Annotated in this window: 24 protein-coding genes, 2 tRNA genes, 1 rRNA gene and 1 other RNA gene; 25 read left to right on the forward strand and 3 right to left on the reverse strand. The window is 42.6% G+C overall.

The annotated features are described in order from the left end of the window. Positions 1-27: 27 nt before the first annotated feature. A complete protein-coding gene (locus MOJ78_RS00130) occupies positions 28-1,425 on the reverse strand; it encodes a PhoH family protein (RefSeq protein ID WP_304979257.1) in 1,398 nt (465 codons plus the stop codon). Positions 1,426-1,842: 417 nt separating this feature from the next. On the opposite strand from MOJ78_RS00130, the gene MOJ78_RS00135 reads away from it, so the two are divergent. The 3 genes from MOJ78_RS00135 to MOJ78_RS00145 all read left to right on the forward strand — a co-directional run bounded on the left by MOJ78_RS00135 (position 1,843) and on the right by MOJ78_RS00145 (position 3,114). Beyond that, a tRNA-Arg gene (locus tag MOJ78_RS00135) sits at positions 1,843-1,918 on the forward strand. Between the two features lie 269 nt (positions 1,919-2,187). Further along, positions 2,188-2,574: a DUF4183 domain-containing protein gene (locus MOJ78_RS00140; RefSeq protein ID WP_304979258.1), complete on the forward strand. Its 387-nt coding sequence runs from the start codon at positions 2,188-2,190 to the stop codon at positions 2,572-2,574. Between the two features lie 156 nt (positions 2,575-2,730). Then, entirely contained in the window at positions 2,731-3,114 is a 384-nt protein-coding gene (locus tag MOJ78_RS00145; RefSeq protein ID WP_304979259.1) for a DUF4183 domain-containing protein, read from the forward strand. A gap of 134 nt (positions 3,115-3,248) precedes the next feature. On the opposite strand, the gene MOJ78_RS00150 is transcribed toward MOJ78_RS00145, so the two are convergent. Beyond that, positions 3,249-4,061 carry a DUF4362 domain-containing protein gene (locus MOJ78_RS00150; RefSeq protein ID WP_304979260.1) on the reverse strand — a complete coding sequence of 271 codons (813 nt, stop codon included), beginning with the start codon at positions 4,059-4,061 and terminating at the stop codon, positions 3,249-3,251. A 154-nt stretch (positions 4,062-4,215) separates the two neighbouring features. On the opposite strand from MOJ78_RS00150, the gene MOJ78_RS00155 reads away from it, so the two are divergent. The 3 genes from MOJ78_RS00155 to MOJ78_RS00165 all read left to right on the forward strand — a co-directional run bounded on the left by MOJ78_RS00155 (position 4,216) and on the right by MOJ78_RS00165 (position 7,199). Continuing rightward, complete coding sequence (locus tag MOJ78_RS00155; RefSeq protein ID WP_304979261.1) at positions 4,216-5,007, forward strand: ABC transporter ATP-binding protein; 792 nt, start codon at positions 4,216-4,218, stop codon at positions 5,005-5,007. Further along, positions 5,004-6,731 carry a putative ABC transporter permease subunit gene (locus MOJ78_RS00160; protein WP_304979262.1) on the forward strand — a complete coding sequence of 576 codons (1,728 nt, stop codon included), beginning with the start codon at positions 5,004-5,006 and terminating at the stop codon, positions 6,729-6,731. The genes MOJ78_RS00155 and MOJ78_RS00160 overlap by 4 nt, the downstream gene beginning before the upstream one ends. Positions 6,732-6,800: 69 nt before the next feature. Then, entirely contained in the window at positions 6,801-7,199 is a 399-nt protein-coding gene (locus MOJ78_RS00165) for a hypothetical protein (RefSeq protein WP_304979263.1), read from the forward strand. Between the two features lie 8 nt (positions 7,200-7,207). On the opposite strand, the gene MOJ78_RS00170 is transcribed toward MOJ78_RS00165, so the two are convergent. After that, a complete protein-coding gene (locus MOJ78_RS00170; protein ID WP_304979264.1) occupies positions 7,208-7,687 on the reverse strand; it encodes a hypothetical protein in 480 nt (159 codons plus the stop codon). Positions 7,688-8,139: 452 nt separating this feature from the next. Between MOJ78_RS00170 and MOJ78_RS00175 the strand changes: the two genes are divergently transcribed. The 19 genes from MOJ78_RS00175 to MOJ78_RS00265 all read left to right on the forward strand — a co-directional run bounded on the left by MOJ78_RS00175 (position 8,140) and on the right by MOJ78_RS00265 (position 24,007). Then, the gene (locus MOJ78_RS00175; protein WP_304979265.1) at positions 8,140-8,697 is read left to right on the forward strand and encodes a hypothetical protein; all 558 of its coding nucleotides are present in this window, start codon (positions 8,140-8,142) and stop codon (positions 8,695-8,697) included. Positions 8,698-8,898: 201 nt separating this feature from the next. Next, positions 8,899-9,477, forward strand: coding sequence for a hypothetical protein (locus tag MOJ78_RS00180; protein WP_304979266.1), 579 nt, complete (start codon positions 8,899-8,901; stop codon positions 9,475-9,477). Between the two features lie 123 nt (positions 9,478-9,600). Next, positions 9,601-10,164: a hypothetical protein gene (locus MOJ78_RS00185; protein ID WP_304979267.1), complete on the forward strand. Its 564-nt coding sequence runs from the start codon at positions 9,601-9,603 to the stop codon at positions 10,162-10,164. Positions 10,165-10,496: 332 nt separating this feature from the next. Then, the gene (locus MOJ78_RS00190) at positions 10,497-11,078 is read left to right on the forward strand and encodes a sigma-70 family RNA polymerase sigma factor (protein WP_304979268.1); all 582 of its coding nucleotides are present in this window, start codon (positions 10,497-10,499) and stop codon (positions 11,076-11,078) included. Beyond that, the gene (locus tag MOJ78_RS00195; protein ID WP_304979269.1) at positions 11,071-11,721 is read left to right on the forward strand and encodes a helix-turn-helix domain-containing protein; all 651 of its coding nucleotides are present in this window, start codon (positions 11,071-11,073) and stop codon (positions 11,719-11,721) included. The genes MOJ78_RS00190 and MOJ78_RS00195 overlap by 8 nt, the downstream gene beginning before the upstream one ends. A 35-nt stretch (positions 11,722-11,756) precedes the next feature. After that, positions 11,757-12,626, forward strand: coding sequence for an ABC transporter permease subunit (locus MOJ78_RS00200; protein ID WP_304979270.1), 870 nt, complete (start codon positions 11,757-11,759; stop codon positions 12,624-12,626). A gap of 1 nt (position 12,627) precedes the next feature. After that, the gene (locus tag MOJ78_RS00205) at positions 12,628-13,674 is read left to right on the forward strand and encodes an ABC transporter permease (RefSeq protein ID WP_304979271.1); all 1,047 of its coding nucleotides are present in this window, start codon (positions 12,628-12,630) and stop codon (positions 13,672-13,674) included. A gap of 263 nt (positions 13,675-13,937) precedes the next feature. Next, positions 13,938-14,825 carry a glycine betaine ABC transporter substrate-binding protein gene (locus MOJ78_RS00210; protein ID WP_304979272.1) on the forward strand — a complete coding sequence of 296 codons (888 nt, stop codon included), beginning with the start codon at positions 13,938-13,940 and terminating at the stop codon, positions 14,823-14,825. Between the two features lie 85 nt (positions 14,826-14,910). Continuing rightward, positions 14,911-16,137, forward strand: a complete 1,227-nt coding sequence (locus tag MOJ78_RS00215) for a quaternary amine ABC transporter ATP-binding protein (protein WP_304979273.1) — start codon at positions 14,911-14,913, stop codon at positions 16,135-16,137. After that, positions 16,121-16,960, forward strand: coding sequence for an ABC transporter permease (locus tag MOJ78_RS00220; protein WP_304979274.1), 840 nt, complete (start codon positions 16,121-16,123; stop codon positions 16,958-16,960). Before MOJ78_RS00215 ends, MOJ78_RS00220 begins: the two co-directional genes overlap by 17 nt. 127 nt (positions 16,961-17,087) lie before the next feature. Beyond that, positions 17,088-17,567 (forward strand): tRNA adenosine(34) deaminase TadA, encoded by a 480-nt coding sequence (tadA, locus tag MOJ78_RS00225; RefSeq protein ID WP_304979275.1) that lies wholly within the window; start codon positions 17,088-17,090, stop codon positions 17,565-17,567. A 77-nt stretch (positions 17,568-17,644) separates the two neighbouring features. After that, a tRNA-Ser gene (locus tag MOJ78_RS00230) sits at positions 17,645-17,737 on the forward strand. Positions 17,738-17,828: 91 nt separating this feature from the next. Continuing rightward, an RNA gene (gene ffs / locus MOJ78_RS00235) (signal recognition particle sRNA large type) lies at positions 17,829-18,094 on the forward strand. 526 nt (positions 18,095-18,620) lie between these two features. Next, a complete protein-coding gene (gene dnaX, locus MOJ78_RS00240) occupies positions 18,621-20,339 on the forward strand; it encodes a DNA polymerase III subunit gamma/tau (protein ID WP_304979276.1) in 1,719 nt (572 codons plus the stop codon). Between the two features lie 28 nt (positions 20,340-20,367). After that, complete coding sequence (locus tag MOJ78_RS00245; protein WP_304979277.1) at positions 20,368-20,682, forward strand: YbaB/EbfC family nucleoid-associated protein; 315 nt, start codon at positions 20,368-20,370, stop codon at positions 20,680-20,682. 179 nt (positions 20,683-20,861) lie between these two features. Continuing rightward, a complete protein-coding gene (gene recR / locus MOJ78_RS00250) occupies positions 20,862-21,458 on the forward strand; it encodes a recombination mediator RecR (RefSeq protein ID WP_304979278.1) in 597 nt (198 codons plus the stop codon). Positions 21,459-21,478: 20 nt separating this feature from the next. Beyond that, positions 21,479-21,700 carry a YaaL family protein gene (locus MOJ78_RS00255; RefSeq protein WP_304979279.1) on the forward strand — a complete coding sequence of 74 codons (222 nt, stop codon included), beginning with the start codon at positions 21,479-21,481 and terminating at the stop codon, positions 21,698-21,700. A 70-nt stretch (positions 21,701-21,770) separates the two neighbouring features. Then, positions 21,771-22,034: a pro-sigmaK processing inhibitor BofA family protein gene (locus MOJ78_RS00260; protein WP_304979280.1), complete on the forward strand. Its 264-nt coding sequence runs from the start codon at positions 21,771-21,773 to the stop codon at positions 22,032-22,034. Positions 22,035-22,456: 422 nt separating this feature from the next. After that, positions 22,457-24,007, forward strand: a 16S ribosomal RNA gene (locus MOJ78_RS00265). The last annotated feature ends 40 nt before the right edge of the window (positions 24,008-24,047 follow it).

Raw genomic sequence — 24,047 nt, forward strand, 5'->3', positions numbered from 1 at the left:
GGCTCGGCAGTCGCCGAGTTTTCTTTATTACAACCAGCGGGCCGCTTTCTCAGCAAGGTTGGAGCGTTCTGTTTTGGAAAGGCGTATGATTCCGATTTCTTCCTCCGTTTTAAGACGCTCAATCGTGTATGTTAGCCCATTGTTCACCGAATCAAGGTACGGATGATCGATCTGGTCCGGATCTCCGACAAGGACGATCTTTGTCCCTTTCCCAGCACGACTGACGATCGTTTTTACCTCATGCTTTGTCAGGTTTTGCGCTTCATCAATAATGATGAATTGGTTCGGGATGCTGCGACCGCGTATATAGGTTAAAGCTTCTACTTCCATGTTCAATTGCTCGATCTCTTTTTCAATCCTTGGATGGTTTCCGTTCTTATCGTTCTTCCGATTCGCTTCAGGGTCGATATTGAACAGTTGTTCGAGGTTATCGAAAATCGGCTGCATCCACGGGCGTAGCTTTTCATCCTTTTCACCAGGTAAATAGCCGATATCCTTACCCATCGGAACAATCGGACGGGCAACCGTGACTTTCGAATAATGCTTCATGTCTTGAGTTTCGTGAAGGGCAGCAGCGAGTGCAAGCAAGGTTTTCCCTGTACCGGCTTTTCCGATAGCACAAACCATTTCCACTTTAGGGTCCAATAATAATTCCAAAAACATTCTTTGCTCAACGTTTTTCGGTCGGAGCCCCCAGATGAATTGGTCGTCATCAATAAAATAAAATGGTTTTAAAACGAATTTATTCGTTTTTCGATGAACCCGTCCTAATGCAGACTGGTTCGTTCCGGTGTTGCTTTTCAACAATAAGAAATCCTGAGGGTGTACTTCGGAATGGAGGTATTCAGTAAGCTCTATAAGAGGAAGCTCATGTGTAGCATGAAATCCATTAATGATATCAGGGGAAACCTGCAGCTCGTGGTAGCCTTTGTGAATGGTGAGAGAGCTCTCGACGAGTCGGTCATTCTCGTAAAGCTGGGCCATGAAATTTTGTATGTTGAGTGATTTTTTCAAGGCATCTGCTTTTACAATCAATAAAATATCGTTGGAGACCATCACGATATCTCTCATTGGCTGCTCCAGGGCAATGTTGATCGCAACAGCAAGAATACGGTTGTCATTAGAGTCCTCATTAAATACACTTTTAATGTTTTCAAACGAGCGGTGATTCAGCTCGATGTTCAATGTTCCACCATTATCGAGTGGAAACGGTTCGTGAAGCTGATCTTTGTACTTTTCGCGCAATGTCTTATACTGTCGGCCAAACTCCCGAGCATTACGGCCAACTTCATCCTGCAGCCTTTTTTTCGAGTCGATCTCTTCGACAACCACAGCTGGGATGACCACATCATTTCCTGCGTACTTAAAAAGCGAAGCAGGGTCATGTAAAATTACGTTTGTGTCTAAGATATAGACCTTGTTCAAGGATCCAACCCCTCTCGAGAAATGACTAGTATACGCTATAACTATTTATTCTGTTTTATACCTATCTTTACCTTCTATGCACGTACACATTACACATGGAAATGTTTTTAAATGTGATCCGTTTTTATAAAAGCAGAGAATTGCTCATTGTTCATGCGAATACCAGCTTTTCACAATATTATATGAGTGGTAAGCAAAATCGGTATCGGTTAAAGTGAACATTTAAATGGTAAATCAAGGATATAAGGTAACCTCTACTTTTTAAAAGGTAAGGTCGGTATATGTATCATGTATATGTCCGTTCAGTTTGATTCATTAGTGGGAAGGAAATTTCGGGTAAAATATTTACGAAACCGGTTTGAGTCTTTATAATAGAGGATGTTCGAAACAATCCGATAGCGTTGATGATCTGAATATGGCCCCGTAGCTCAGTGGATAGAGCGTCGGTTTCCTAAACCGTGCGTCGCAGGTTCGATTCCTGCCGGGGCCGCCATACATAAGCTGAATAGTGACAAGGGTTCAAGAATTTGTAGACCCTTGTCATTTTTTATGGATTTTAGCAAATCAGAACCAATATTGTCTTATTACGTTTCGGGATCTAGTTTAAATCTCTCGAGTCGGGGTGTTTTAATCTGAAAAATAAGAACATTATTTTATTCTTCAGAAATTTTTTGTATCGAATAAGGGAATGTGTAAATAAAATAAATTGGGTAATTTGATTTCAAAGTTGGTCTGTTTTTGTCCATAAAGGAGAGTGGCACCATGACCAAACGTCGAAAAAATAAAATTATAAATAGACACCCGGTTGATTTTTTACCACCTCAAGGATGCCCACTTATTTTTCCAAGAGATGACGTTCAACTATCTGATTGCTCTGAGTCAATACTGAAGGTTGAAACGTATACTTATTTTGCTCTTTCTGATGGACGAAAAAGAATTTATACAGATTTCGATGAATTAACAGAGTACGGCAAGCAAGGAATCCTAGATCCTGATAAAGTTTCATATTATAACCTTTATATCAATGGAGTTCTTCAGCCGAAACTTGTATATAAAATAAAAAAAGGAAGTCTTAATTTAGAATCAAGTGATTTACCACCAATAGGTGCGCCTATTATTATTCAGTTTATTATTATTAGATCCTTTTGAAACTGTTCCTTCTTAGAAACATTATTCTTTATCCTTATATTTTATTTTACTTTTGACAGAATAGTTAATTCTAGCTTTTTAGGTTAGGGTACAAGCAAATTATTACTAGAATTAATAAAATAAAAGGATTATAAATAATGAAGAGGTGAATATTTAATGGCACTTCAATTGATGAAATTGGTTATAAATGCATCAGTTACAACAAATGTCGACCCAACCAATACAAGGTTTTTTAATGTAACCACTGCTCAGACCAATGCAGGGTCTACTCTTACAATTGATGCAGCTGATTTTTTTCAAGATGATGGTACAGCAGTAACTGCACTTCCAACATTAGCAACTGATAATAGCTACTATAATGTTTATGTTAATGGGGTTTTACAAATGGATGGTCTATCAACATATACCCCTGGAGCCACTGCTGTTGGATCGTTGGCAATAACCGTACCGGCGGGTGGAGATCCTATCCTTGCTGACTCACCTGTAGTATTAGAAGTTGTAAACTATACTCCATCTTCAACAACAACCGTTTCAACATAGACATTTAAAGTGTATGGACTCATTGATAATTCTCCGATCCTTTATTCAGGCTTTAGGAGGATAATATCAAAAACAAAGCCCTCCTCTTAAGAAGCGGGCTTTTTGTATTTGTTTTTTAAATGGCTAATCTTTGATCATTCTTTAATCGATTGATAACTCGAGTTTTCTTCAGCAACTCCCAGGATATCCTGCACCAGCTGGGTCATTTCCTTACCATCTTCGCTTTGGTCGCATTCGGACCATTCATAGTGGCGTTTTCCCGCATTGATCCAAACGGTCATTTCGTAGCGTTCATCCCCAGGTTCGTGGCATTCCTTCGTCACGTTTTTCTCTTCCAAATAATTTGCGAACACCATATGCTTATAGATTTGATTCAACTCTTCATTGGAAAATTGAAAATCTTTGATTGTGGCTTTATTGCCATTTCCTAAATCCTTGATGACTTCCATTTCCTTCGTATTGATTTCATTTCGCTTTTCGGTGCCGTATTTAAGATGAAAACCAAAGTAGTCCTGCTGGCTGACATCATGTCGGATCGTGAAAAACTCACCCGGAGAACCAGAAGGACAGCCTGTAATTGTATAGGTGGTCTCTGTATTGGTAACCTTCTTTTCTATCCCTTTACATTCAATTGTCCTCACTTCTTTAGGTCCATACGCATCCTCGGTCGTATCGACTGTATAGTCAAGTACGTTGCTATCATAATCAAGCTTGTAGTAGATTGGATCGCCTTCGATGGTATGACGAACAACAACGACATTATCATCTGTTTCGTTTTGCACATTCTTTACAAATTGATCCAACTGCTCGATGTTCTCAATCCGTCCATGCGTTTCAATTACATCCGGCTCTTCATTTATCTGATCCTCTTGACCGGTAATATTGGTTGGCCCCTGGCACCCTGCTAAAAGACATGCAGCGGCTATCATAAATAGGAAATGCCTCATTTGATCACCCCTTTTTCCTTTAGACGAAGTTGCATGGATAATTGTTACATCCTTCATTGGATAGAATCATGAAACCAATTACTGGGTAAATTCGTATACAATGTGGTAGGGACAATCTATTTACTTCTTAAGAAATATTACTGGAGGGTTTAAAATGAGTGATACATATGCAATCGAGTTGAAAAATCTATCAAAAACATACGGTGGTTCTAATGCGGTGAACCAGCTGGATTTAAATATACGAAAAGGGGAGTTGTTCGGATTTCTGGGTCCGAACGGCGCCGGGAAAACGACCACGATCAAAATGATGACCGGGCTTCTTGAGCCTAGTACAGGATCGGTCAAAGTCAATGGAATCGATATTTGGGAGGAGCCGGTTGAGGCAAAGAAGAAGATTGCCTATTTACCAGATCAGCCTAATTTATATCCAAAACTGACAGGATGGGAATTCCTGCGATTTATCGGTTCGGTTTTTAAAATTCCGCAAAATACATTTGAAAAACGAGCAGAGGAATACTTGAAGTTATTTGGCTTGTATTATCGTGCGGGTGAACTGATCGAAAGCTATTCACATGGAATGAAGCAGAAGATCGCCTTGTGTGGGGCACTAATCCATAATCCTGAAGTGCTTTTTTTAGATGAGCCGACGGTTGGACTTGATCCGAAAAGTGCTCGTTCTCTAAAAAGCTTACTGCGGAAGCTTTGCGATCGTGGAACGACGGTGTTCATTTCGACGCATATTTTAGAAATCGCAGAACGAATGTGTGACCGTGTCGGAATCATTCGGAACGGGGATGTCATTGCGCTTGGAACGATGGAGGAATTGCGCCAGGGTGAAGGCAAGGAACAAGCTAGTCTAGAGGATATTTTCCTTGAACTTACTGGCGGCGAAGAATCTCGTGAACTCATTTCCTTGCTGGACGAGGAGCAGGAGGAAGTGCAATGACTCGACATCTTTTTAAAGTGAATTATCAAACTGCCAAAAACACCTTTAAATCTCACGGGGGAAAAGCGTATTTGGGTGTTGTGTTCAGTTTAATATTCGGGGTTATCCTGGTCGGTTTTTTATCCAGTGTAATTGAGTTCATGTCTGAACACGTGCAGCAGGATTTCTTCTCGACGCTGCTAACTTATGGATTTAGTGCGATCACAGGATTCATCTTATTGTTCGGGATTCCGCAAGTTTTTCGAAACTTGTATTCCTCTAATGACTTGGCACTCCTTTTTACATTGCCGATCACGACAAGGCAAATTTTCTGGTCGAAATATGTGCAAAGCTTTTTCGGCGTTGCTGGACTCATTTGGCTGGTCACTTTCATCCCGTTAATTCTGCTTGGTGTTTATGCGGGAGCTTCTTGGATGTATTACCCGGTGTTGTTGATGATTACATTCGGTCTGGCTCTTAGCGGGGTTGCATTGGCGTATCTGGTTAACCTCGGTCTCATTCAAATCATTCCGGCAAAACGGGCGAATGAAATCATGACGGTTGTCAGTGCCTTATCAGGGATGTTGATCTATATTCTGTTTCAGCTTCCGAATTTGATGAGGAATGAATCGGCACAGCCGACAAATTATGCCCAATTACCAGAGTTTCCGGCTTGGTTGCCGATGTCATGGGGTGCGGATGGTTTACAGGATGCTATTTTAGGAGAAGGATCTTCATTTATTTCGGCTGCACTACTTTTATTGATTGGAATAATCTTGTCTGTCGTATCCTCCTTGCTTGTAGAGCGAGGTTTTCGGAGAGGCTGGATCAATTTAAGTGAGGGAAGCAGTAAGAAAAAGAAAAACAATGGAGTTCGCTCGAAAAAACTAATGGCTCCAGCCCTCTATGTCGGTGTGAAAGAATGGAGGACGATCCAACGCGATGTAAGGGAATGGATGGCTTTTACACCATTGTTGTTCTTTATGGTGTTCCCGATTTTCGGTGTTATACGAGGTGGGGATGATATAGCAAGGATGCTTGATAATGAAATTTTAAGCTGGTGTATTGCACAAGCGATGCTGCTTTTCTTTTTTACGATCTTAGCTGGACCACTTACTGCTGCTTCTGTTTCAAGAGAAGGGAATTCTTTATGGCTATTAAGTGTCTTGCCGTTATCCGGGATGCAAATTGCACTCGGAAAGCTATGGATCAGCTGGCTGCTTCCGATGGTTGTTCTGTGTGCTTTTGAGATTGGACTTGGCATCTTTTTCGGTTGGCCAATATGGATGTATCTCATCGGAATCGTTGTCAGTGGGGTCGTGTTGATCGGAATCAGTGGGATTGGATTATATGTTGGGACAATTGGTGCGAAATACAACCCCGACAATCCGCAAAATCGTGTGCAATTTGCGCCTGGCTTAGCGTTGATGATCATTTCCTATGTCTATTTATTAATAACTGTAATTCCGGCTGGATTGCTGTTACTTCCAACAAAATATGTATCTTTTTTTGAACAGTCCGCTTCAGAAATGTCCGGGTTCTTTCATTTCATATTCAGTAAAGCCGCTTGGATTCTACAATTGAAAGCAGAGCATGGTGTCTGGATCGTCCTCCTTGGTGTTGCAGCCTTATTGATTTTTTCATTAGGGACTGGCGTACTGACGTTAATATGGAGTGCGAGGAAATTTTCCAATGGGGTCAAGATACAGATGGTACGTCAATCTGGCAAATCGATTGGTGCTTAATCCAAGTCAAGTTGCATATACAGTGAAATGGATAAAGCCTAAAAGCAATTAAATATGGAGGTACGATTTATGAAGAAGGGCCTTATTGTATGCTTTATTCTTTTTATTGGAGTTCTTACTGCATGCGGTAATGATTATTGGGTATTAGAAAAGAGTCGAATAAATGAACTTTCGGATATCCAGAACTATGTCAACCAATTACAAAACGATAAATCGGAGTATAAAGGTTATAAAGTGTTTACGATTTCTGAGGGGAAAAAGGCAGTTGTCATTTCCTCAGGAGAAGAAGGTAAGGAACTGGAGTTAGCGGAAGTACATACCTCTAGCAAGGATACAGCAATAACGGTTAAAGAGGGGAAAGAAGATGCAGACGAAAAAAATCCCTATATCGTAGTAGGAATTGATGAAATTGTAGGTGCTTTCTTTGTGTATGATCAAAATGGAGAGCTACTTGATGGTTCTGAATAACGATATTTTCATAATTCGTCGGATGGGATCTTAATTTTAAAGGCGTACATCGCATCACCTTTGTGTTCCCAACGTACAAACAGTTCTATAATATAGATGCCTGGGTCAGATGGAAGTTTAATCTGGCCTTCTTTCATGTCAATCATTTGCTCCTGATTACTCGTAAACAGTGTGGTATCTATAGTTGAAGGCTGGAGGTCGAAGTCAATCCATATGAACTCGCCTTCCCTCACTACGAAAGCGGCCGATTCCCTCATAAGCTCTTTAGCTCCCGCGGTGTCTGCACAAACTGCTTGATTGTTTTCCTGCCAACAGTAAGATCCACGTTCAAAAGGAATCCCCACCCCGTTGATGTAAATGCTAGGCTCAGGAGGTACTAAAAGATTTTGTCCGGAAACGTCAAGTTCGTCTGTCAGATAATGAATTCCCAAGGCTAACAACAGTACACTTATACTTATAAAAATGAAAACAAAGGCTCTATACATCATCAGGCATTCCCCGTTCAGATCTTTTAACTATAGACGGATTTCAGTATGTATATGTTTCATTATAAGAGGTTGTTCAAAAAGTCCGGTAAAAATAGCTATCGAATTTCTTTGTTACTCGGTCTCTCCGGTCCTCACGTATTAACCACATACGCTTCGGTCCTCGAGACTGTCGTACCTCGGGCTCACAGGATGTGAGTCAGTTCAACGTTGTTACAAGACATCTGAAAGCTTAACAACTATGCAGTTTTGCGCCGAGTAACCGCAGGCGCAGGACGTAACGTACTTAGTTGAACTTCTGAAAATTCGGCTCTTTTTATCCTCCTATTTGAACACGCACTATAAAAGTTCCGAAAAAACGAAATTCATTGAATAAACTGTAAAATTTACATGTGAGAACGCTTTCGATAAACTAGAAATTGGTTAATTTACATCTTAAGGGGGACATCAAAGTCATGAAGAAAATTTTAGCGTTTACAATGCTCTTTTTACTCGTATTTACTGCCGCTTGTGGAAGTAACGAGGATAATACAACCGGTTCTAAGCAAGAAGGAGAACCAACGGAAGAGAATACAGCAGAAACTAAAACAGCGTTGATGGAATTCCAAGTGAAGGTCGTTGATGTTTTACAACAACAAAACAAGCCTTTCGCAGCATTCGAAAGCAGCAAGCTCAAAGCGAACGACCCAGAAGCAGCAGCGGAAGAAAAGCCATCGAAAGAAGAGCTTCAATCCCTAATGGAAACAGCGAAAGCAGCAGGTCCAAAGGCAGCGGAGGCGATCCGTGCAATTGAAGTGCCAGCTGAACTTGAGCAATATAAAAAGGATATTGAAGCAGCGCTAGAAGACGCTGCGAAATCCTATGAGAAGCGTGCAGAAAGTCTAGCGATTGAAGCTGCCGAAAATGCACAAAAAGAAGCAGATGAATTGTTTGCAAGCTTTGAAAAGAAAATGGGTAAGGTATTCGAAGATCTCGGTCTATTAGCACCAAGCTTTTCTAAAGAATTACAATAATAAAACCAAAGGGATGAACCGCATACAATCAGCGGCTCGTCCTTTTTTCCTATTTTTAATAAATCTAGAAAATATTTATATTTATTTGCAACCATTGGAACCTGGGCTCGTCTGTATAAGTGGGCAATCCAAAACGCAGTTAAAAAAGAGAATATGCTGATTGGACTGCCAAATCTTATTTTAAAAGGGGAGAAATACATCATGAAGAAACTATTGATGTTTGCAATGCTGTTCATGCTCGTATTCGCAGCAGCATGTAGCCAGGATTCTGAGGACACTGGGAACAACAAAGAAGAGGGAACAGAAGAAACAAACTCTGAAGAAGAAAATGCAGCAGCGGATGAAGCTGACCTTAAGTCTGATCTACTTACATTCCAAGCTGAAGTGGTTGACGTACTTCAGGCAAACCATGCAGCATTCGGTGAATTTGCAGCGGCTAAAACGACTTTCCATGACGCTGAAGTTGCAGCGGAAGAAAAGCCGACAGAAGAAGAACTGAACACATTGATGGAAGCAGCAAAAGCAGCAGGTCCAACTGCAGCAGAAGCGATTCGTGCAATTGAAGTGCCAGCTTCACTTGAGCAGTACAAAGAGGACATTGAAGCGGCGCTTGAAGATGCTGCAAAATCCTACGAGGTGCGTGCTGAAAACGTAACAATCGAAGCGAAAGAGGATGCACAGGCAGAGGCAGATGCATTGTTTACAAGTTTTGAAGAAAAATTCGGAGTGATCTTCGAAGACCTAGGTCTTACAGCACCTAGCTTCTCAGCAGAGCTATAAACTTACAAAAGAATAGGGTTTGTGAAAGGGATTGACTCCATAAATGGGTCAGTCCCTTGTTTTGTTTCAATTACTTTAAGAAAAGGAATATACCAGGTAATGAAACAAAGGAGGCTAACACACATGAAACGAAAACAGGTGACCGCATTTTTTACTTGTTTTGTAATAGCAATATTCTTATCTGCTTGTTCAAGTGAAGAAGGAAATACGATTATGGACAAAAGAAATAAAGAAAATGTAGAAGATACCGAGGCGGGTGCTGAGGTTGTGCAAGCGATGGGTGAATTCGAACAGGAAATCGAGTCGCTGGTTGAACAATATGATGATGATTTTCAGGATTTTGCCAATGCAGTAGAATCAGAAGGTGAGGAATTCACTGAAGAGGAGCTGCAAGCATTAAAGGAGGCTGCTGCAAAATCCAGTGAGGAGCTGGCGAATGAGCTGGAAAACCTCGAAATCCCACCTGAGCTCGAGCCATATAGTGAAAGGATCAATCAATCTCTGTCCGACCTTACTGAAGATTTGAAGGAACGTAGTGAAAGTCTTTCTACAAAAGATGTGGAGCAAGCGTTGGAGGAGGCAAAGGCAGTTTCAAAGAATTTATACAATGACTTCAAACAGGGGCTCAGCTCACTTTACGAATCATTAGGGCTTGAAGAACCAGCCTTTTTAACCGATGATGAATAATTTTTTAAAAAGATCCCTGGAAGGATTTCAGTATTCTGCTCCTTCCAGGGGTCTTTTCTTATATGCAGGGTCAATGACACCATGGAAATGCACTTTTTACAGATTGATGTGGTCATTTGGACGCTCGTGCTTTTTTTTGTCACAAATTCCCTATCATTAGTACTTTCGGATTATGATACAATTCAAAATGGTTGTACAAAAATTTAAAACGTTCAAAAAACTTTCAACCACAGGATACGAAAATCGTCTATATTATTAGAGGATGTTTAAAAATCATCCAATGACAGCACAACGGATCACTAGCAAGGAAGGAATTAGGGGGATAGGTTTCGATGGAAAACTTCAAACAAGTTTTAGAAGAAAAACAGACCTTTAGTCTCGAAAGCCTACGTTTATATAAGGAAGAAATCATGGAAGAGGTTGTCAACTATTTCGGGGAGCGGCTTACACGTCTCGCTTATACATATGTAAAAGATTGGGGAAAATCGGAGGATATCGTCCAAGAGGTGTTCATCACCTGTTACTCCAAGCTTGAAACGTTCCGCGGGGAAGGTTCGTTAAAAAATTGGTTATATAAGATCACTGTCAACCGTTGCAAGGACCACCTTAAAAGCTGGTCGCACCGGAATCTCTGGTTTGCAAACCCATTTTCACTGTTCAAACAAGAACATGATGACAAGACGCCTGAGCTTCGGTTAATCGTTGAAGATGAGTATAACGAGCTGGCAAAATCGATTCTTGCATTACCCCTTAAGTACCGTGAACTTATCATTTTATATTATCAGGAGGAAATGCCGTTAGCAGAAATCAGTCTCATGTTGAATGTGAAAACCGCCACATTGAAGTCGCGCTTATTTCAGGCACGAAGGATGTTAAGAAATTCGTTGGAAAAAGGGGCGGAATTTGATGGATGATAAGCTGAAAAATCTGGATAAAGTGATGGAAAAGGCAGTTTATCAAAAAAAGCGATTTTCTGAAGAAAGTAAAACAACGGTCATGAATCGGATCCGTGAGCAAAAAAAGCCATCAAGGTTTGAAAAGTATGCGCGGGTCATGAAACCTGTTCTCAGTTTAACCGTCTGTCTCTTTTTACTCGTATTTTCAGTAAGCTTCATTCTTCAGCCGCCAAAGGATCAACAAGAAACTGTCAAGTCTGCAGACACGAAGACACCTGAAGGAGCGGTTACGAGCTTGCCACTTCTTAATAGACTTTCGCATATCGCACAAAGGGACAATCAAATGATTCGACGGGTCAGCGCTTCGAAAAATGATCACTACGTACATTTGAGCATTCATGTCACACCGAATTCAAGCGAGTCACAAATCCGCACAGCTATTGAGGAACTGTTTCTAAGAGGGTCAGAGCTTTATTTAGATAAGGAAATGGATGTCCTCAGTGCAATTGGAGCCCCTTGGGAAAATTATACGGTAGATATTACTGTCGTCGAAAATACAGATCGTAAAGGGATTTGGCAAGAACAAGCCTCTTTCATCCTACAGGGGATCAAGCCGAACAATCAGGATTTTATCACCTGGTTGAATGAAGAGAAAAAGTAATAGATTCAGCTGGTCAGAAAGATAAGGGGGCTACTATGAAGTTTGTCGCACAGCAATTATTTCGCTTTGTGTTCATTGTCGTGGGCATTATTTTAATGGCGGGACTTCCGAGGCTTATGCCGACGGGAGGGTCTTTTGCATTAAACTGGACAGGTTATTTTGAGGGTCTTCAACAGGTTTTCACAGGGCTATTGAACCTTTCAGATGTAAAATACAATACCGGAGGAACGCTGCGACCATTAATGCCTCAAATGACTGATATGGTTGTGTATTCATTGACTGTTCTGATGACTGCTATATTAGTGGCCTTGTTTGCGGCAGGTTTTTTAACGTTCATTACGATGCTTTTACCACGTAAATGGATTAGGCGGATCAAGGTTATTACCTTCGTATTCGAATCATTGCCTGATTTATTGATCATCATCATGTGCCAGGTTATCATTGTCTGGCTATATAAAAATACAGGCTTGCTCGTTTTTGAAGTGGCATCCATGCCGGGAGAACCGATTTACATAATGCCGATCATTTGCTTATCCATTCTGCCAATGATTCAGTATTTTAAAGTGATGGTTTCAATTGTGGAAAATGAGCTTGAAAAACAATATGTTGAGCTTGCTAAAGCGAAAGGGCTTGTCCAACGTAAAATTCTGATCGTTCATGTGCTTCGGAACTCGATGGCGAGTATTTTGAATCACACGAAAACGATTATTTGGTTCATGCTTTCGAATTTATTGATTCTCGAATACATTTTCAACATTGACGGAATTATGAGATTTTTATTTGAATATTTGAATCCGGTTATATTTGCCGTCAGCCTTTTAGCCATTTTTATTCCGATCTTTTTACTTCTTGTTCTAGGGCAATGGCTGCTCGAGAGATCTACGAATGAAAAGGTTGTGATGTAGGATGGCCAAACGACTATTTACAAATGGCTATTTTTTGATCGGATTTTTCTTTTTAGCAACGTTATTAACAATCAGCCTTCTCCATACGTTCGTTTGGGATAATTATGTTGCTCAGACGCAGATCATTTACGACGGTGCAAGAGCAGTTGAAGCATCTCCGATTTCCCCGGGATGGGATATTCCCTTTGGTACGGACGGACTTGGGTTCCATTTTACACATATGATTTCCATCGGAGCGAAATATACGATCGGATTTGCGGTGATCATCGCTTTGCTTCGCCTCGTTGTTTCATTTATATTAGGTGTCTTGTATGGCGCTTATTTATATCGGTTCCGTCGTTATGTAACGTGGATGGTCGACGTGTTCAATTATGTTCCAGTTACGATTTTGGCTTTGTTCATCTTAACCCCGTTCCTTGTGGAGTCGAGAGCCGGGTTCGCGTATACATTCTGGGAGCGGGTCGGTTTGGAAATCGTCATTTTAGCATTTCTCGCCGTGCCACCGGTTTCGATCTTGATCGGCAATGAGATGGGGCGAGTATTTAAACAGGAATTTGTCGATGGTGCAAAAATCATTGGGGGAAGCCGGCTCCATATATTGTGGAAGCATGTACGACCGCACATTCAGCCTCAGCTTTGGATTGTATTCATGCAGCAGCTCGTCCAGACTATGCTCGTCCTTGCCCACCTCGGTTTTTTCAAGGTCTTTTTCGGAGGGACGAATCACAGTTTTGATCCAATGTGGCCAGACCCTCCTCAATCAATTTCGTATGAATGGTCGGGTTTGATCGGCGCCGGTATACACAAACTGACGATCACGCCATGGGTCGTTCTCGTTCCGATCATTTTCTTCGCATTAACGATTCTTGCGATGAATCTCATGCTTGAAGGAATCAAGACAGCAAGTGAAAACTGGCGCGTTTTAAATAGGCCGAAAAGGACAACAGAGGCAGCCATAGACCAAACCCCAGATGAGAAACAATTCGTTCCTCTTACCCAAAATGGCACTGTACAACGAAGAGAGTTAAGGCTAGAAGATAAACAATGATCCAATAAAACGCCAGGTACAAATAATTATCAACAATAAGAAACAATCAGCTCATCTCTTAGGAGGTGGGCTTTTTCGCACGAAGAAATACTTTCTTAGTATAAGGGCAAGTACGACTCTGCTTTCACCTAAAGGTTCGGCAATCGCCGAGTTTTCTTTATTGTAGATATATTTTATTTGAATCATTGTTTTTGCATGAATACCTCCTTAAATAGAGATACTTTTGAATAGTAGATACTTTATAAAGGATAGGGAGTGCATCTATGAGAAAATACCTAATATTAATTGCTCTGACCTTCCTGACAACCTTATCTCTCGTTGGTTGTGCAGGCGGTGCAGAAGATGGAAACGGTGATGGTGAAAACAAGGGAACGATTATAATTGGCTTAAACAACTGGGCTGAGAATATCGCAGTGTCCAACATGTGGAAAGTAATCCTTGAAGAAAAAGGGTATACCGTAAACTTGAAAGCGATGGAAAAATCACCTGTTTGGGCTGGAATTGCAAGGAAGGATCTTGATCTAGCCCCTGAAGTCTGGCTACCGACCACCGATAAACCATTATATGAAGAATATAAAGACAAAATTGAACTGCATGAAACCTGGTACAAAGGGACAGGTCTCGGTCTTGTCGTACCAAAATATATGGATATCAACAGCATTGAAGAATTGAACGCAAAGAAAGAACAACTTGGTATTACGGAAATTGTCGGTATTGACCCTGGTGCGAGTCTGATGAAACTTACTCGTGATGCAGTGAAGGAGTACAAACTGGATTATGAACTTATCGAAAGCTCTGGACCAGCGATGATGAGTGAACTCCAAAGTGCATATAAAAATGAAGAACCAATTGTTGTTACATTATGGAACCCACACTGGGCATTTGCTGAATATGAGCTAAAATATTTAGAGGATCCAAAGAAAGTGTATGGAGAACCGGATGACATCTACTTCATGACCAGAAAAGGTTTTGGTGATGATTTTCCGGAAGTTTTAAAATGGATGAACAATTGGAAAATGGATGATAAAAGCTTAGGCACGCTAATGGCCGTCATTAAGGAAAGCGGAGATCCAGCAGAAGGTGCCAAGCAGTGGATAGAAGACAATCAAGAACTCGTAGACAAGTGGACACAATCCGACGAGGAAAAATAGTGTGGAAATAGAGAGCTATTGATGAATAGCTCTCCTTTTTGAACATCCCAATATAAGATTTTACACCGTAGATAGAGGTGAAAAGATGGCAGAACCAAAAATCAAAGTCCACAGCATTACAAAAATTTTCGGTAAACATCCTAAACAAGGGGTCAACTTACTGAATAATGGTAAAACGAAACAAGAGATCTTAGAAGAGACAGGTATGACAGTTGGGGTTAATAAAGCAAGTTTTGATATCTATCCTGGAGAGATCTTTGTCATCATGGGTCTTTCTGGAAGCGGGAAATCAACACTTGTTCGTATGCTCAATCGTTTAATCAAACCAACCGATGGACAAGTCATCATCGATGGGGACGAAATCATTGGAATGAAAAAAGATCAACTCCGTGAAATTCGACGTAAAAAAATGAGTATGGTTTTTCAGCGGTTTGCCCTTTTTCCACATCGATCGATAATTGAAAACGCAGAATACGGGCTTGAGGTACAGGGGGTTTCGAAAGAGGAAAGAAGAGAAAAAGCCATGAATTCATTAGAACTGGTTGGATTAGTAGGGTATGAAAACAGCTATCCAGCAGAGCTCAGTGGAGGAATGCAGCAGCGTGTCGGCCTTGCTAGAGCCCTTGCGAATGATCCAGATATTTTATTGATGGACGAAGCATTCAGTGCATTAGATCCACTGATTCGCAAAGATATGCAGGATGAATTGCTTGAGCTTCAGGAAAGAATGGAAAAAACCATTGTATTTATTACACATGACCTGGATGAAGCACTTCGCATCGGTGATCGAATCGCGTTAATGAAGGATGGTGCTGTTGTACAAGTTGGCACACCTGAAGAAATATTGATGGATCCTGCGAACGATTATGTCGAACGATTTGTTGAGGATGTCGATCTTTCTAAAGTTCTAACTGCGTCTCATGTTATGAAACGGGCTGAAACCGTACGATTGGACCGAGGTCCTCGTGTTGCATTACAACTCATGAGGGATGAAGGTATCTCAAGTGTCTATATTGTTGACAACAAAAAACAATTGCTTGGAGCAGTCATTGCAGATGACGTAAAAGGAGCGATCGAGGATGGGTCATCATTAGAAGATATCTTGAAACGCGACCTACCGACTGTGTCCCCAGAAACGTTATTAAATGAAATGTACGACAAAATGGCCGCTACTAACCTTCCGATTCCTGTTGTGGATGATACCAACCGGTTAAAAGGAATCGTCGTCCGAGGAGCTGTAATCGGGGCACTTGCTGGAAACGAACAGAATTTGAATGTCGAAGGGGTGAAACCAGATGCAAATCTTTCCTAAGATTCCACTAGCGCAATGGGTAGAAGAAGTCGTTACTTATTTGACTACCACTTTTGGGGGTTTGTTTAATAACCTGTCTATTGCAATCCAATGGTTTGTCGACTTACTGGTTACCATCCTTTCTTCTGTGCCAGCCTTAGCCTTAATTGGTATCTTTACCATCATTGCATGGTGGACCAGCCGCTGGGGTGTCGCATTGTTCACGTTAGTTGGATTGCTTTTCATAAATAATCTAGGATATTGGCCAGCGACCATCGATACTTTAGCGCTTGTTCTGACCTCTGTTATTATTTCGATCATCATAGGGATTCCTTTTGGAATTTGGGCCTCCCAAAGTGATACAGTTAAAAATCTTGCTACACCGGTCCTCGACTTTATGCAAACGATGCCAGCGTTCGTGTATCTGATCCCTTCTATACTCTTTTTCGGAATCGGGGTAGTACCAGGTATCATCGCTTCGGTTATTTTTGCAATGCCTCCAACAATCCGCTTAACGAACCTCGGAATTCGTCAGGTTCCGGAAGATTTAATTGAAGCTGCAAATGCCTTTGGTTCAACAACACGTCAAAAGCTATATAAAATCGAGCTGCCGTTAGCAATGCCGACGATCATGGCTGGTATCAACCAAAGTATTATGCTGGCGTTGTCTATGGTTGTCATTGCGTCCCTCGTTGGTGCACCTGGCCTCGGTGCGGATGTGTATCGGGCGGTCACCCAGATACGTGTAGGAATCGGGTTTGAAGCAGGTTTATCTATTGTTATACTTGCAATCATGCTTGATCGAATTTCTCAAAACATCGGAAGGGGAAAAACAGAGAACTAAGAATTTGGAATTCCTCAATTGTCATAAGAAATTAGGAAGATGCCCATCCAACGATTGCTGAGCATTGTATTTCAAAAGCAAAATAAGGTAAAGTTGTATGTATAGCTTATTACTAGGAGAAACACACATGCATGGTACAATGGATGAATTTTATATGAAAAAGGCAATTGAGATTGCCCATCAGGCATCTTCTTTAGGGGAAGTTCCTATTGGAGCCGTCATTGTGAAAGACGATAATATCATTGCATCTGGTCATAATCTAAGAGAAACAGAACAACGTGCAATTGCCCATGCGGAGCTATTAGCGATTGATGAGGCATGTAAAAGCCTTGGAACCTGGCGTTTGAACGAATGCACATTATACGTTACTTTGGAGCCCTGTCCGATGTGCTCAGGAGCTATTATACTTTCTAGAGTCGACCGAGTGGTTTACGGGGCGGATGATCCAAAAGGAGGCTGCGCCGGTACAATCATGAACCTGCTTGACGAACCTCGGTTCAATCACCAGGCGGTCATTACGTCAGGTGTATTAGCTGAGGAATGCGGAGAACTATTAAGCGCATTTTTTCGAACCTTGAGGAAAAGGAAAAAGAAGGTCGACAAGTAGAGAGGCATGCTTGAAGAAAATCGCACGCCATGTTATAGTATTTTCTGCTGTAAACAAACAATTTAGGCTTTGGATATGGAGGCGTACCCAAGTCTGGCTGAAGGGGACTGACTCGAAATCAGTTAGGGCGTTCACACGCCGCGGGGGTTCAAATCCTCTCGCCTCCTCCATCCTGAATTTTACAGTTGATTTTACGCCGAATCGAGCGTATACTTGAATTTGCGCATTAAAAGATTGCGCCTAACTTTATTATCAACTTTGCCGTGCTAGGTGGGGAGGTAGCGGTGCCCTGTACTCGCAATCCGCTATAGCGAGACTGAATCCCTTCCCGAGGTAAGCTGACGTAAGGCCTGCCGCTTGTAAGTGGTGTTGACATCCGGGTCCTGCGCAACGGAACCCCATGAACCCTGTCAGGTCCGGAAGGAAGCAGCAGTAAGTGGGTTTTCTCCGTGTGCCGCGGGGTTGCCTGGATCGAGCTAACTGCAAGTGTAACGCTTATGAAGGCTTTATCGACGGAAGGTGCACGGCGCTTAATTTAACTAATATAGGAACTCACTCTTAATCGAGTGAGTTTTTTACATATTGAATGTAAAAAAGTGCAGCGGAAAGTGTAAGTTATAAGCGAGGCTGAAATCGACTGGTTCGGCGCTCAGAGGTAAAAGTCCGGCGGTTGTTCCCGAAAGTTCGGCGCTTAAGGCAATAAGTTCGGCGCTCAGAACTGAGTGACCGGCGCTCAATGGGGAAACTTCGGCGTACTAAAGCAAATGAAGTTCGCTTTTGGGTCTTTTTTATTATGTTCATCTCAATACACGCAAAATTAGGTTTTTTCACCCGAATTGCGCTCAACGGAGGATTTTTTTACAAAAAGCGTATGCGATCCCTCAATTTCTTGCTTGCAATGGTCCTGCACATATGCCAGACCTTTTACAGAGTCCCGGAAAAACTTCAACAATGAAAAATCTCACCTTTGATTCTTTATTGCAGCTTTGAAAAACCACGTCAAAATCGGTATAATGGAAAAGGATGAGAACCTAGGAAGAGGAGGGCATGTGGATGGCCTATCAAGCATTGTACCGGCTATACCGACCCCAACAGTTTCAAGACATGGTCGGGCAAGAGCATATAACGAAAACCTTGCAAAATGCCCTTATGCAGGAAAAGCTGTCGCATGCTTATTTGTTCAGCGGACCCAGGGGAACCGGGAAAACAAGTGCAGCTAAAATTATCGCCAAGACAGTCAACTGTGAAAAAGCTCCTGTACGCGAACCTTGTAACGAATGTGACGCATGCCGCGGAATTATGAATGGATCGATCTCCGACGTAATTGAAATTGATGCCGCTTCTAATAATGGCGTTGATGAAATTCGGGATATCCGTGATAAAGTAAAATACGCACCAAGCGTTGTTCAATATAAGGTGTATATCATCGATGAAGTACATATGCTTTCGATTGGTGCTTTTAACGCGCTTCTCAAAACCCTAGAAGAACCACCAAAGCACGTTATTTTCATTCTCGCTACAACTGAGCCTCACAAGATTCCATTAACGATCATATCAAGGTGTCAGCGTTTTGATTTCCGAAGGATTTCGAGTCAAGCTCTCGTATCACGAATGAATACGGTCATTGAGTCGCAAGGCATTGAGGCTAATGAAGATGCACTGCATCTCGTTGCAAGAGCAGCGGAAGGCGGTATGCGAGATGCACTCAGTATTCTCGATCAAGCTGTTTCATATAGCGAAGAAAATGTCACCGTTGAAGATGTTCTGGCGGTTACAGGTTCTGTTTCACAATCCTTTTTATCAGAAATTACAAAAGCTTTTCAGGATCAGGACGCAATAGGAGCCTTAAAGCAGATAGATCAGTTGATGGAGCATGGAAAAGACCCTGTCCGTTTCATTGCTGACTTGATCTATTACTACAGGGATATGCTGTTGTATCAAACAGCACCGAACCTTGAAGAAGTTCTTGACCGAGCACAGGTTGACCAGGAGTTCGTCGATCTTGCAAAACAAGTTTCGAAGGACTGGATATATGACGTCATCAATACGTTGAATCAAGCCCAGCAAGAAATGAAATGGACGAACCACCCGAGGATTCATTTGGAAATGGCGATTGTGAAATTGAGTCAGGAAAACAGCAAGCCTCCGCAAACCCAAGAATCCGCAACAAATGTTCAACCATTACTTCAACGAATCGAAAAACTGGAACAAGAGCTTAAGTCGTTAAAAGAGTCAGGTGTACCTGCGTCTGGTGGGGCGGCGAACCCAGAGCAAAAGTCACAAAAAAGGACATTCCAATCGAAAACACCGAAAGCCAAAGTGTCAACAGGCCGTATTAAAGAGATGCTCAATGGCGCTACCAAACAGGACCTTCAGCTTTTACGAGGAAAATGGGGCGACATTATGGAACAGATCAGATCCAGAATGGTCAATGCCCATGCCTGGATGGTAGATGCGACGCCTGTGGCGAGTTCGAACGGAGCATTCTTGCTAGCCTTCCAGCATGAGTTGCATAGTCAGATGGCATCGAAAGATAACATCCGTGAGTGCGTAGAAGCAGTCGTTATGGAAAACGTAGGACATCCTATGATGATGCTGACCATTCTTGAGGAAGACTGGCAAGCTGTCAAAGAGTCTTTTATTAAAGAACAGCGGCATTCTTCTTCAGGTGAAGAGGAGGACCCTCCTGAACAACAAAAGGAGAAGGAGGATCCAATCGTAACTGAGGCCATTAAGCTTGTTGGTTCGGAATTGATTGAAATAGAAGATTGATTATAAGAAAAAAAGGAGATGAAGTCCGATGAAGGGCAATATGAATAACATGATGAAACAAATGCAGAAGATGCAAAAGCAAATGGCAAAAGCACAGGAAGAACTAAAAGACAAAATAGTAGAAGGTACTGCTGGCGGCGGTATGGTAACCGTAACAGCAAACGGCCACAAAGAAGTGATCGACATTGTCATTAAAGAAGAAGTCATCGACCCGGATGATGCCGATATGCTTCAGGATTTAGTGCTTGCAGCAACAAACGATGCACTTAAAAAGGTAGATGAGCTTGTAAATAAAGATATGGGTCAGTTTACAAAGGGTATGAATTTGCCAGGAATGTTTTAAGGGAGGTTCAAAAATGTCACCGAATGATAAACAGCGAAATTCAGCGTACTCGGTTTTTCCGGTCCTCATGTATTAACACCATACATTCCGGTCCTCAAAACTGTCGTGCCTTGAACTTCTTGTTTCTGATTCGTGGACTTTTGAACTTTTTGAACATGCACCTTTAGGAGGAATTATTAGTGCATTATCCTGAACCGATCTCAAAACTGATCGATAGCTTTATGAAACTGCCAGGTATCGGACCGAAAACTGCGGTTCGTCTGGCGTTTTTTGTATTAGAGATGAAAGAAGACGATGTATTCGAATTCGGTAAGGCGCTCGTGAATGCAAAAAGAGACCTTACGTATTGCACCAACTGCCATCATATAACCGATCGTGACCCATGTATGATCTGTGAAGACTCCAGTCGGGATCTCTCGACCATTTGTGTCGTTCATGACTCGAAAGACGTTATCGCAATGGAAAAAATGAAAGAATACCGAGGTTTGTACCATGTGCTGCATGGTGCGATTTCACCAGTTGAAGGGATTGGTCCAGAAGATATTAAAGTTGCTGAGCTGCTTAAACGACTTCAGGATGATACTGTCCAGGAAATCATTATGGCGACGGATCCGAATATAGAAGGTGAAGCGACAGCAATGTATATTAGTCGTCTCGTAAAGCCGACCGGAATTAAGATTACGCGGATTGCCCACGGTCTTCCAGTAGGGGGAGACCTTGAATACGCAGATGAAGTCACCTTATCGCGTGCATTAGAAGGACGCAGAGAAATTTAAACAGCTTGGAGGAAAACCGAGTGTTCTTTAATCGCAAAGGACGTCTTCGTAAGGAAGCGAATGAACGATTATTAACGACACTAGAAACCGTTCGTAACGAATGGCTCAAAAAGAAAGAGCTGATTGAAAATAGTGTCGAGCCCTCCGAACAGGTTTTATATGAGGTTCAGCTTGCAAAAGTGAAATACTTTTTTCTTTTGAAAGAAGCAAAGGCAAGAGGAGTAAGAATGAGAAGTTTTTGATGACTTCTCGTTCTTTTTTTATTTACCCCTACATAAGATAAACAAGACAAACTGTGAGGGGGAGTGTCATATGGATCCGTTCTGGGTGTTAACCATCGTTTGCGGATTGATTGTTTTGTTATTGATGATCGGAGCACCGTTACGGCCATTACGATGGATCGGACAAGGTGCCATTAAACTTGTGATCGGGGCCTTATTGTTATTTTTTATGAATGCATTTGGGACAGCCATCAACCTCCATGTTCCGATCAATCTGATTACAGCATCCGTTTCAGGGTTTCTTGGAATCCCAGGATTATTAGCGCTCGTTGCCATTCAGAAAATCATTCTCTAAATGAATGTCAATCAGGTTATCGTAAAAGGAGCTGCATTTATCATTAGCTCCTTTTTCTTGCGTTTATTATGAATAAAATATATTTGAATAAATCAAGTTAAGGAATGGGTTGTAAAATCCCCGTACACATGCTATAGTTATCAACGTCGCTTTTAAGCGGACAGGAAATCTTCTTAAAAAAAGTCTTTGACAAGCTAAGGAGAAGATGATAGTATATTAAGAGTCGCAACAAGGCGACAGCGGAACGAAACACTTCCGTTCAGCTCTTTGAAAACTGAACAAAAGCCAAGCGTGAAACGGACCTACATGGATTTATGGTTCTTCGGTTAAGAACGTCACGTCCTGTGACAACACCGAAGTTAGCACATCCATGTGCGTCACAATTTTTATTATTTAAACTATGAGCAAGTCAAACTTCAACTTTATTGGAGAGTTTGATCCTGGCTCAGGACGAACGCTGGCGGCGTGCCTAATACATGCAAGTCGAGCGAACCGACGAGGAGCTTGCTCCTTAGAGGTTAGCGGCGGACGGGTGAGTAACACGTGGGCAACCTGCCTGTAAGACTGGGATAACTCCGGGAAACCGGGGCTAATACCGGATAACTTTTCTCTCTGCATAGGGGGAAGATAAAAGATGGCTTCGGCTATCACTTACAGATGGGCCCGCGGCGCATTAGCTAGTTGGTGAGGTAAGGGCTCACCAAGGCGACGATGCGTAGCCGACCTGAGAGGGTGATCGGCCACACTGGGACTGAGACACGGCCCAGACTCCTACGGGAGGCAGCAGTAGGGAATCTTCGGCAATGGACGAAAGTCTGACCGAGCAACGCCGCGTGAGTGAGGAAGGCCTTCGGGTCGTAAAACTCTGTTGTCAGGGAAGAACAAGTACCGTTCGAACAGGGCGGTACCTTGACGGTACCTGACCAGAAAGCCACGGCTAACTACGTGCCAGCAGCCGCGGTAATACGTAGGTGGCAAGCGTTGTCCGGAATTATTGGGCGTAAAGCGCGCGCAGGCGGTCTCTTAAGTCTGATGTGAAAGCCCACGGCTCAACCGTGGAGGGTCATTGGAAACTGGGGGACTTGAGTACTGGAGAGGAGAGTGGAATTCCACGTGTAGCGGTGAAATGCGTAGATATGTGGAGGAACACCAGTGGCGAAGGCGGCTCTCTGGCCAGTAACTGACGCTGAGGCGCGAAAGCGTGGGGAGCAAACAGGATTAGATACCCTGGTAGTCCACGCCGTAAACGATGAGTGCTAGGTGTTGGGGGGTTCCACCCTCAGTGCTGACGTTAACACATTAAGCACTCCGCCTGGGGAGTACGACCGCAAGGTTGAAACTCAAAGGAATTGACGGGGGCCCGCACAAGCAGTGGAGCATGTGGTTTAATTCGAAGCAACGCGAAGAACCTTACCAGGTCTTGACATCCTTCGCTACTTCTAGAGATAGAAGGTTCCCCTTCGGGGGACGAAGTGACAGGTGGTGCATGGTTGTCGTCAGCTCGTGTCGTGAGATGTTGGGTTAAGTCCCGCAACGAGCGCAACCCTTGATCTTAGTTGCCAGCATTCAGTTGGGCACTCTAAGGTGACTGCCGGTGACAAACCGGAGGAAGGTGGGGACGACGTCAAATCATCATGCCCCTTATGACCTGGGCTACACACGTGCTACAATGGATGGTACAAAGGGCAGCAAAACCGCGAGGTTGAGCGAATCCCATAAAGCCATTCTCAGTTCGGATTGCAGGCTGCAACTCGCCTGCATGAAGCCGGAATTGCTAGTAATCGCGGATCAGCATGCCGCGGTGAATACGTTCCCGGGCCTTGTACACACCGCCCGTCACACCACGAGAGTTTGTAACACCCGAAGTCGGTGGGGTAACCTTTTGGAACCAGCCGCCGAAGGTGGGACAGATGATTGGGGTGAAGTCGTAACAAGGTAGCCGTATCGGAAGGTGCGGCTGGATCACCTCCTTTCTAAGGAGTCCTTTTAGGACATCACGCTTTGGCTTTTGTT

The organism is Alkalihalobacillus sp. AL-G, assembly GCF_030643805.1.
Lineage (GTDB): Bacteria > Bacillota > Bacilli > Bacillales > Fictibacillaceae > Pseudalkalibacillus.

Coding starts and splice junctions, on each gene's coding strand:
- MOJ78_RS00215 (WP_304979273.1), top strand. CDS start 14,911: ATGGCAGAACCAAAAATCAAAGTCCACAGCATTACAAAAATTTTCGGT.
- tadA (WP_304979275.1), top strand. CDS start 17,088: ATGCATGGTACAATGGATGAATTTTATATGAAAAAGGCAATTGAGATT.
- MOJ78_RS00180 (WP_304979266.1), top strand. CDS start 8,899: ATGAAGAAACTATTGATGTTTGCAATGCTGTTCATGCTCGTATTCGCA.
- MOJ78_RS00245 (WP_304979277.1), top strand. CDS start 20,368: ATGAAGGGCAATATGAATAACATGATGAAACAAATGCAGAAGATGCAA.
- MOJ78_RS00185 (WP_304979267.1), top strand. CDS start 9,601: ATGAAACGAAAACAGGTGACCGCATTTTTTACTTGTTTTGTAATAGCA.
- MOJ78_RS00170 (WP_304979264.1), bottom strand. CDS start 7,687: ATGATGTATAGAGCCTTTGTTTTCATTTTTATAAGTATAAGTGTACTG.
- dnaX (WP_304979276.1), top strand. CDS start 18,621: ATGGCCTATCAAGCATTGTACCGGCTATACCGACCCCAACAGTTTCAA.
- MOJ78_RS00200 (WP_304979270.1), top strand. CDS start 11,757: ATGAAGTTTGTCGCACAGCAATTATTTCGCTTTGTGTTCATTGTCGTG.
- MOJ78_RS00205 (WP_304979271.1), top strand. CDS start 12,628: ATGGCCAAACGACTATTTACAAATGGCTATTTTTTGATCGGATTTTTC.
- MOJ78_RS00190 (WP_304979268.1), top strand. CDS start 10,497: ATGGAAAACTTCAAACAAGTTTTAGAAGAAAAACAGACCTTTAGTCTC.
- MOJ78_RS00165 (WP_304979263.1), top strand. CDS start 6,801: ATGAAGAAGGGCCTTATTGTATGCTTTATTCTTTTTATTGGAGTTCTT.
- MOJ78_RS00150 (WP_304979260.1), bottom strand. CDS start 4,061: ATGAGGCATTTCCTATTTATGATAGCCGCTGCATGTCTTTTAGCAGGG.
- MOJ78_RS00160 (WP_304979262.1), top strand. CDS start 5,004: ATGACTCGACATCTTTTTAAAGTGAATTATCAAACTGCCAAAAACACC.
- MOJ78_RS00260 (WP_304979280.1), top strand. CDS start 21,771: ATGGATCCGTTCTGGGTGTTAACCATCGTTTGCGGATTGATTGTTTTG.
- MOJ78_RS00220 (WP_304979274.1), top strand. CDS start 16,121: ATGCAAATCTTTCCTAAGATTCCACTAGCGCAATGGGTAGAAGAAGTC.
- MOJ78_RS00210 (WP_304979272.1), top strand. CDS start 13,938: ATGAGAAAATACCTAATATTAATTGCTCTGACCTTCCTGACAACCTTA.
- MOJ78_RS00145 (WP_304979259.1), top strand. CDS start 2,731: ATGGCACTTCAATTGATGAAATTGGTTATAAATGCATCAGTTACAACA.
- MOJ78_RS00155 (WP_304979261.1), top strand. CDS start 4,216: ATGAGTGATACATATGCAATCGAGTTGAAAAATCTATCAAAAACATAC.
- MOJ78_RS00140 (WP_304979258.1), top strand. CDS start 2,188: ATGACCAAACGTCGAAAAAATAAAATTATAAATAGACACCCGGTTGAT.
- MOJ78_RS00175 (WP_304979265.1), top strand. CDS start 8,140: ATGAAGAAAATTTTAGCGTTTACAATGCTCTTTTTACTCGTATTTACT.
- MOJ78_RS00195 (WP_304979269.1), top strand. CDS start 11,071: ATGGATGATAAGCTGAAAAATCTGGATAAAGTGATGGAAAAGGCAGTT.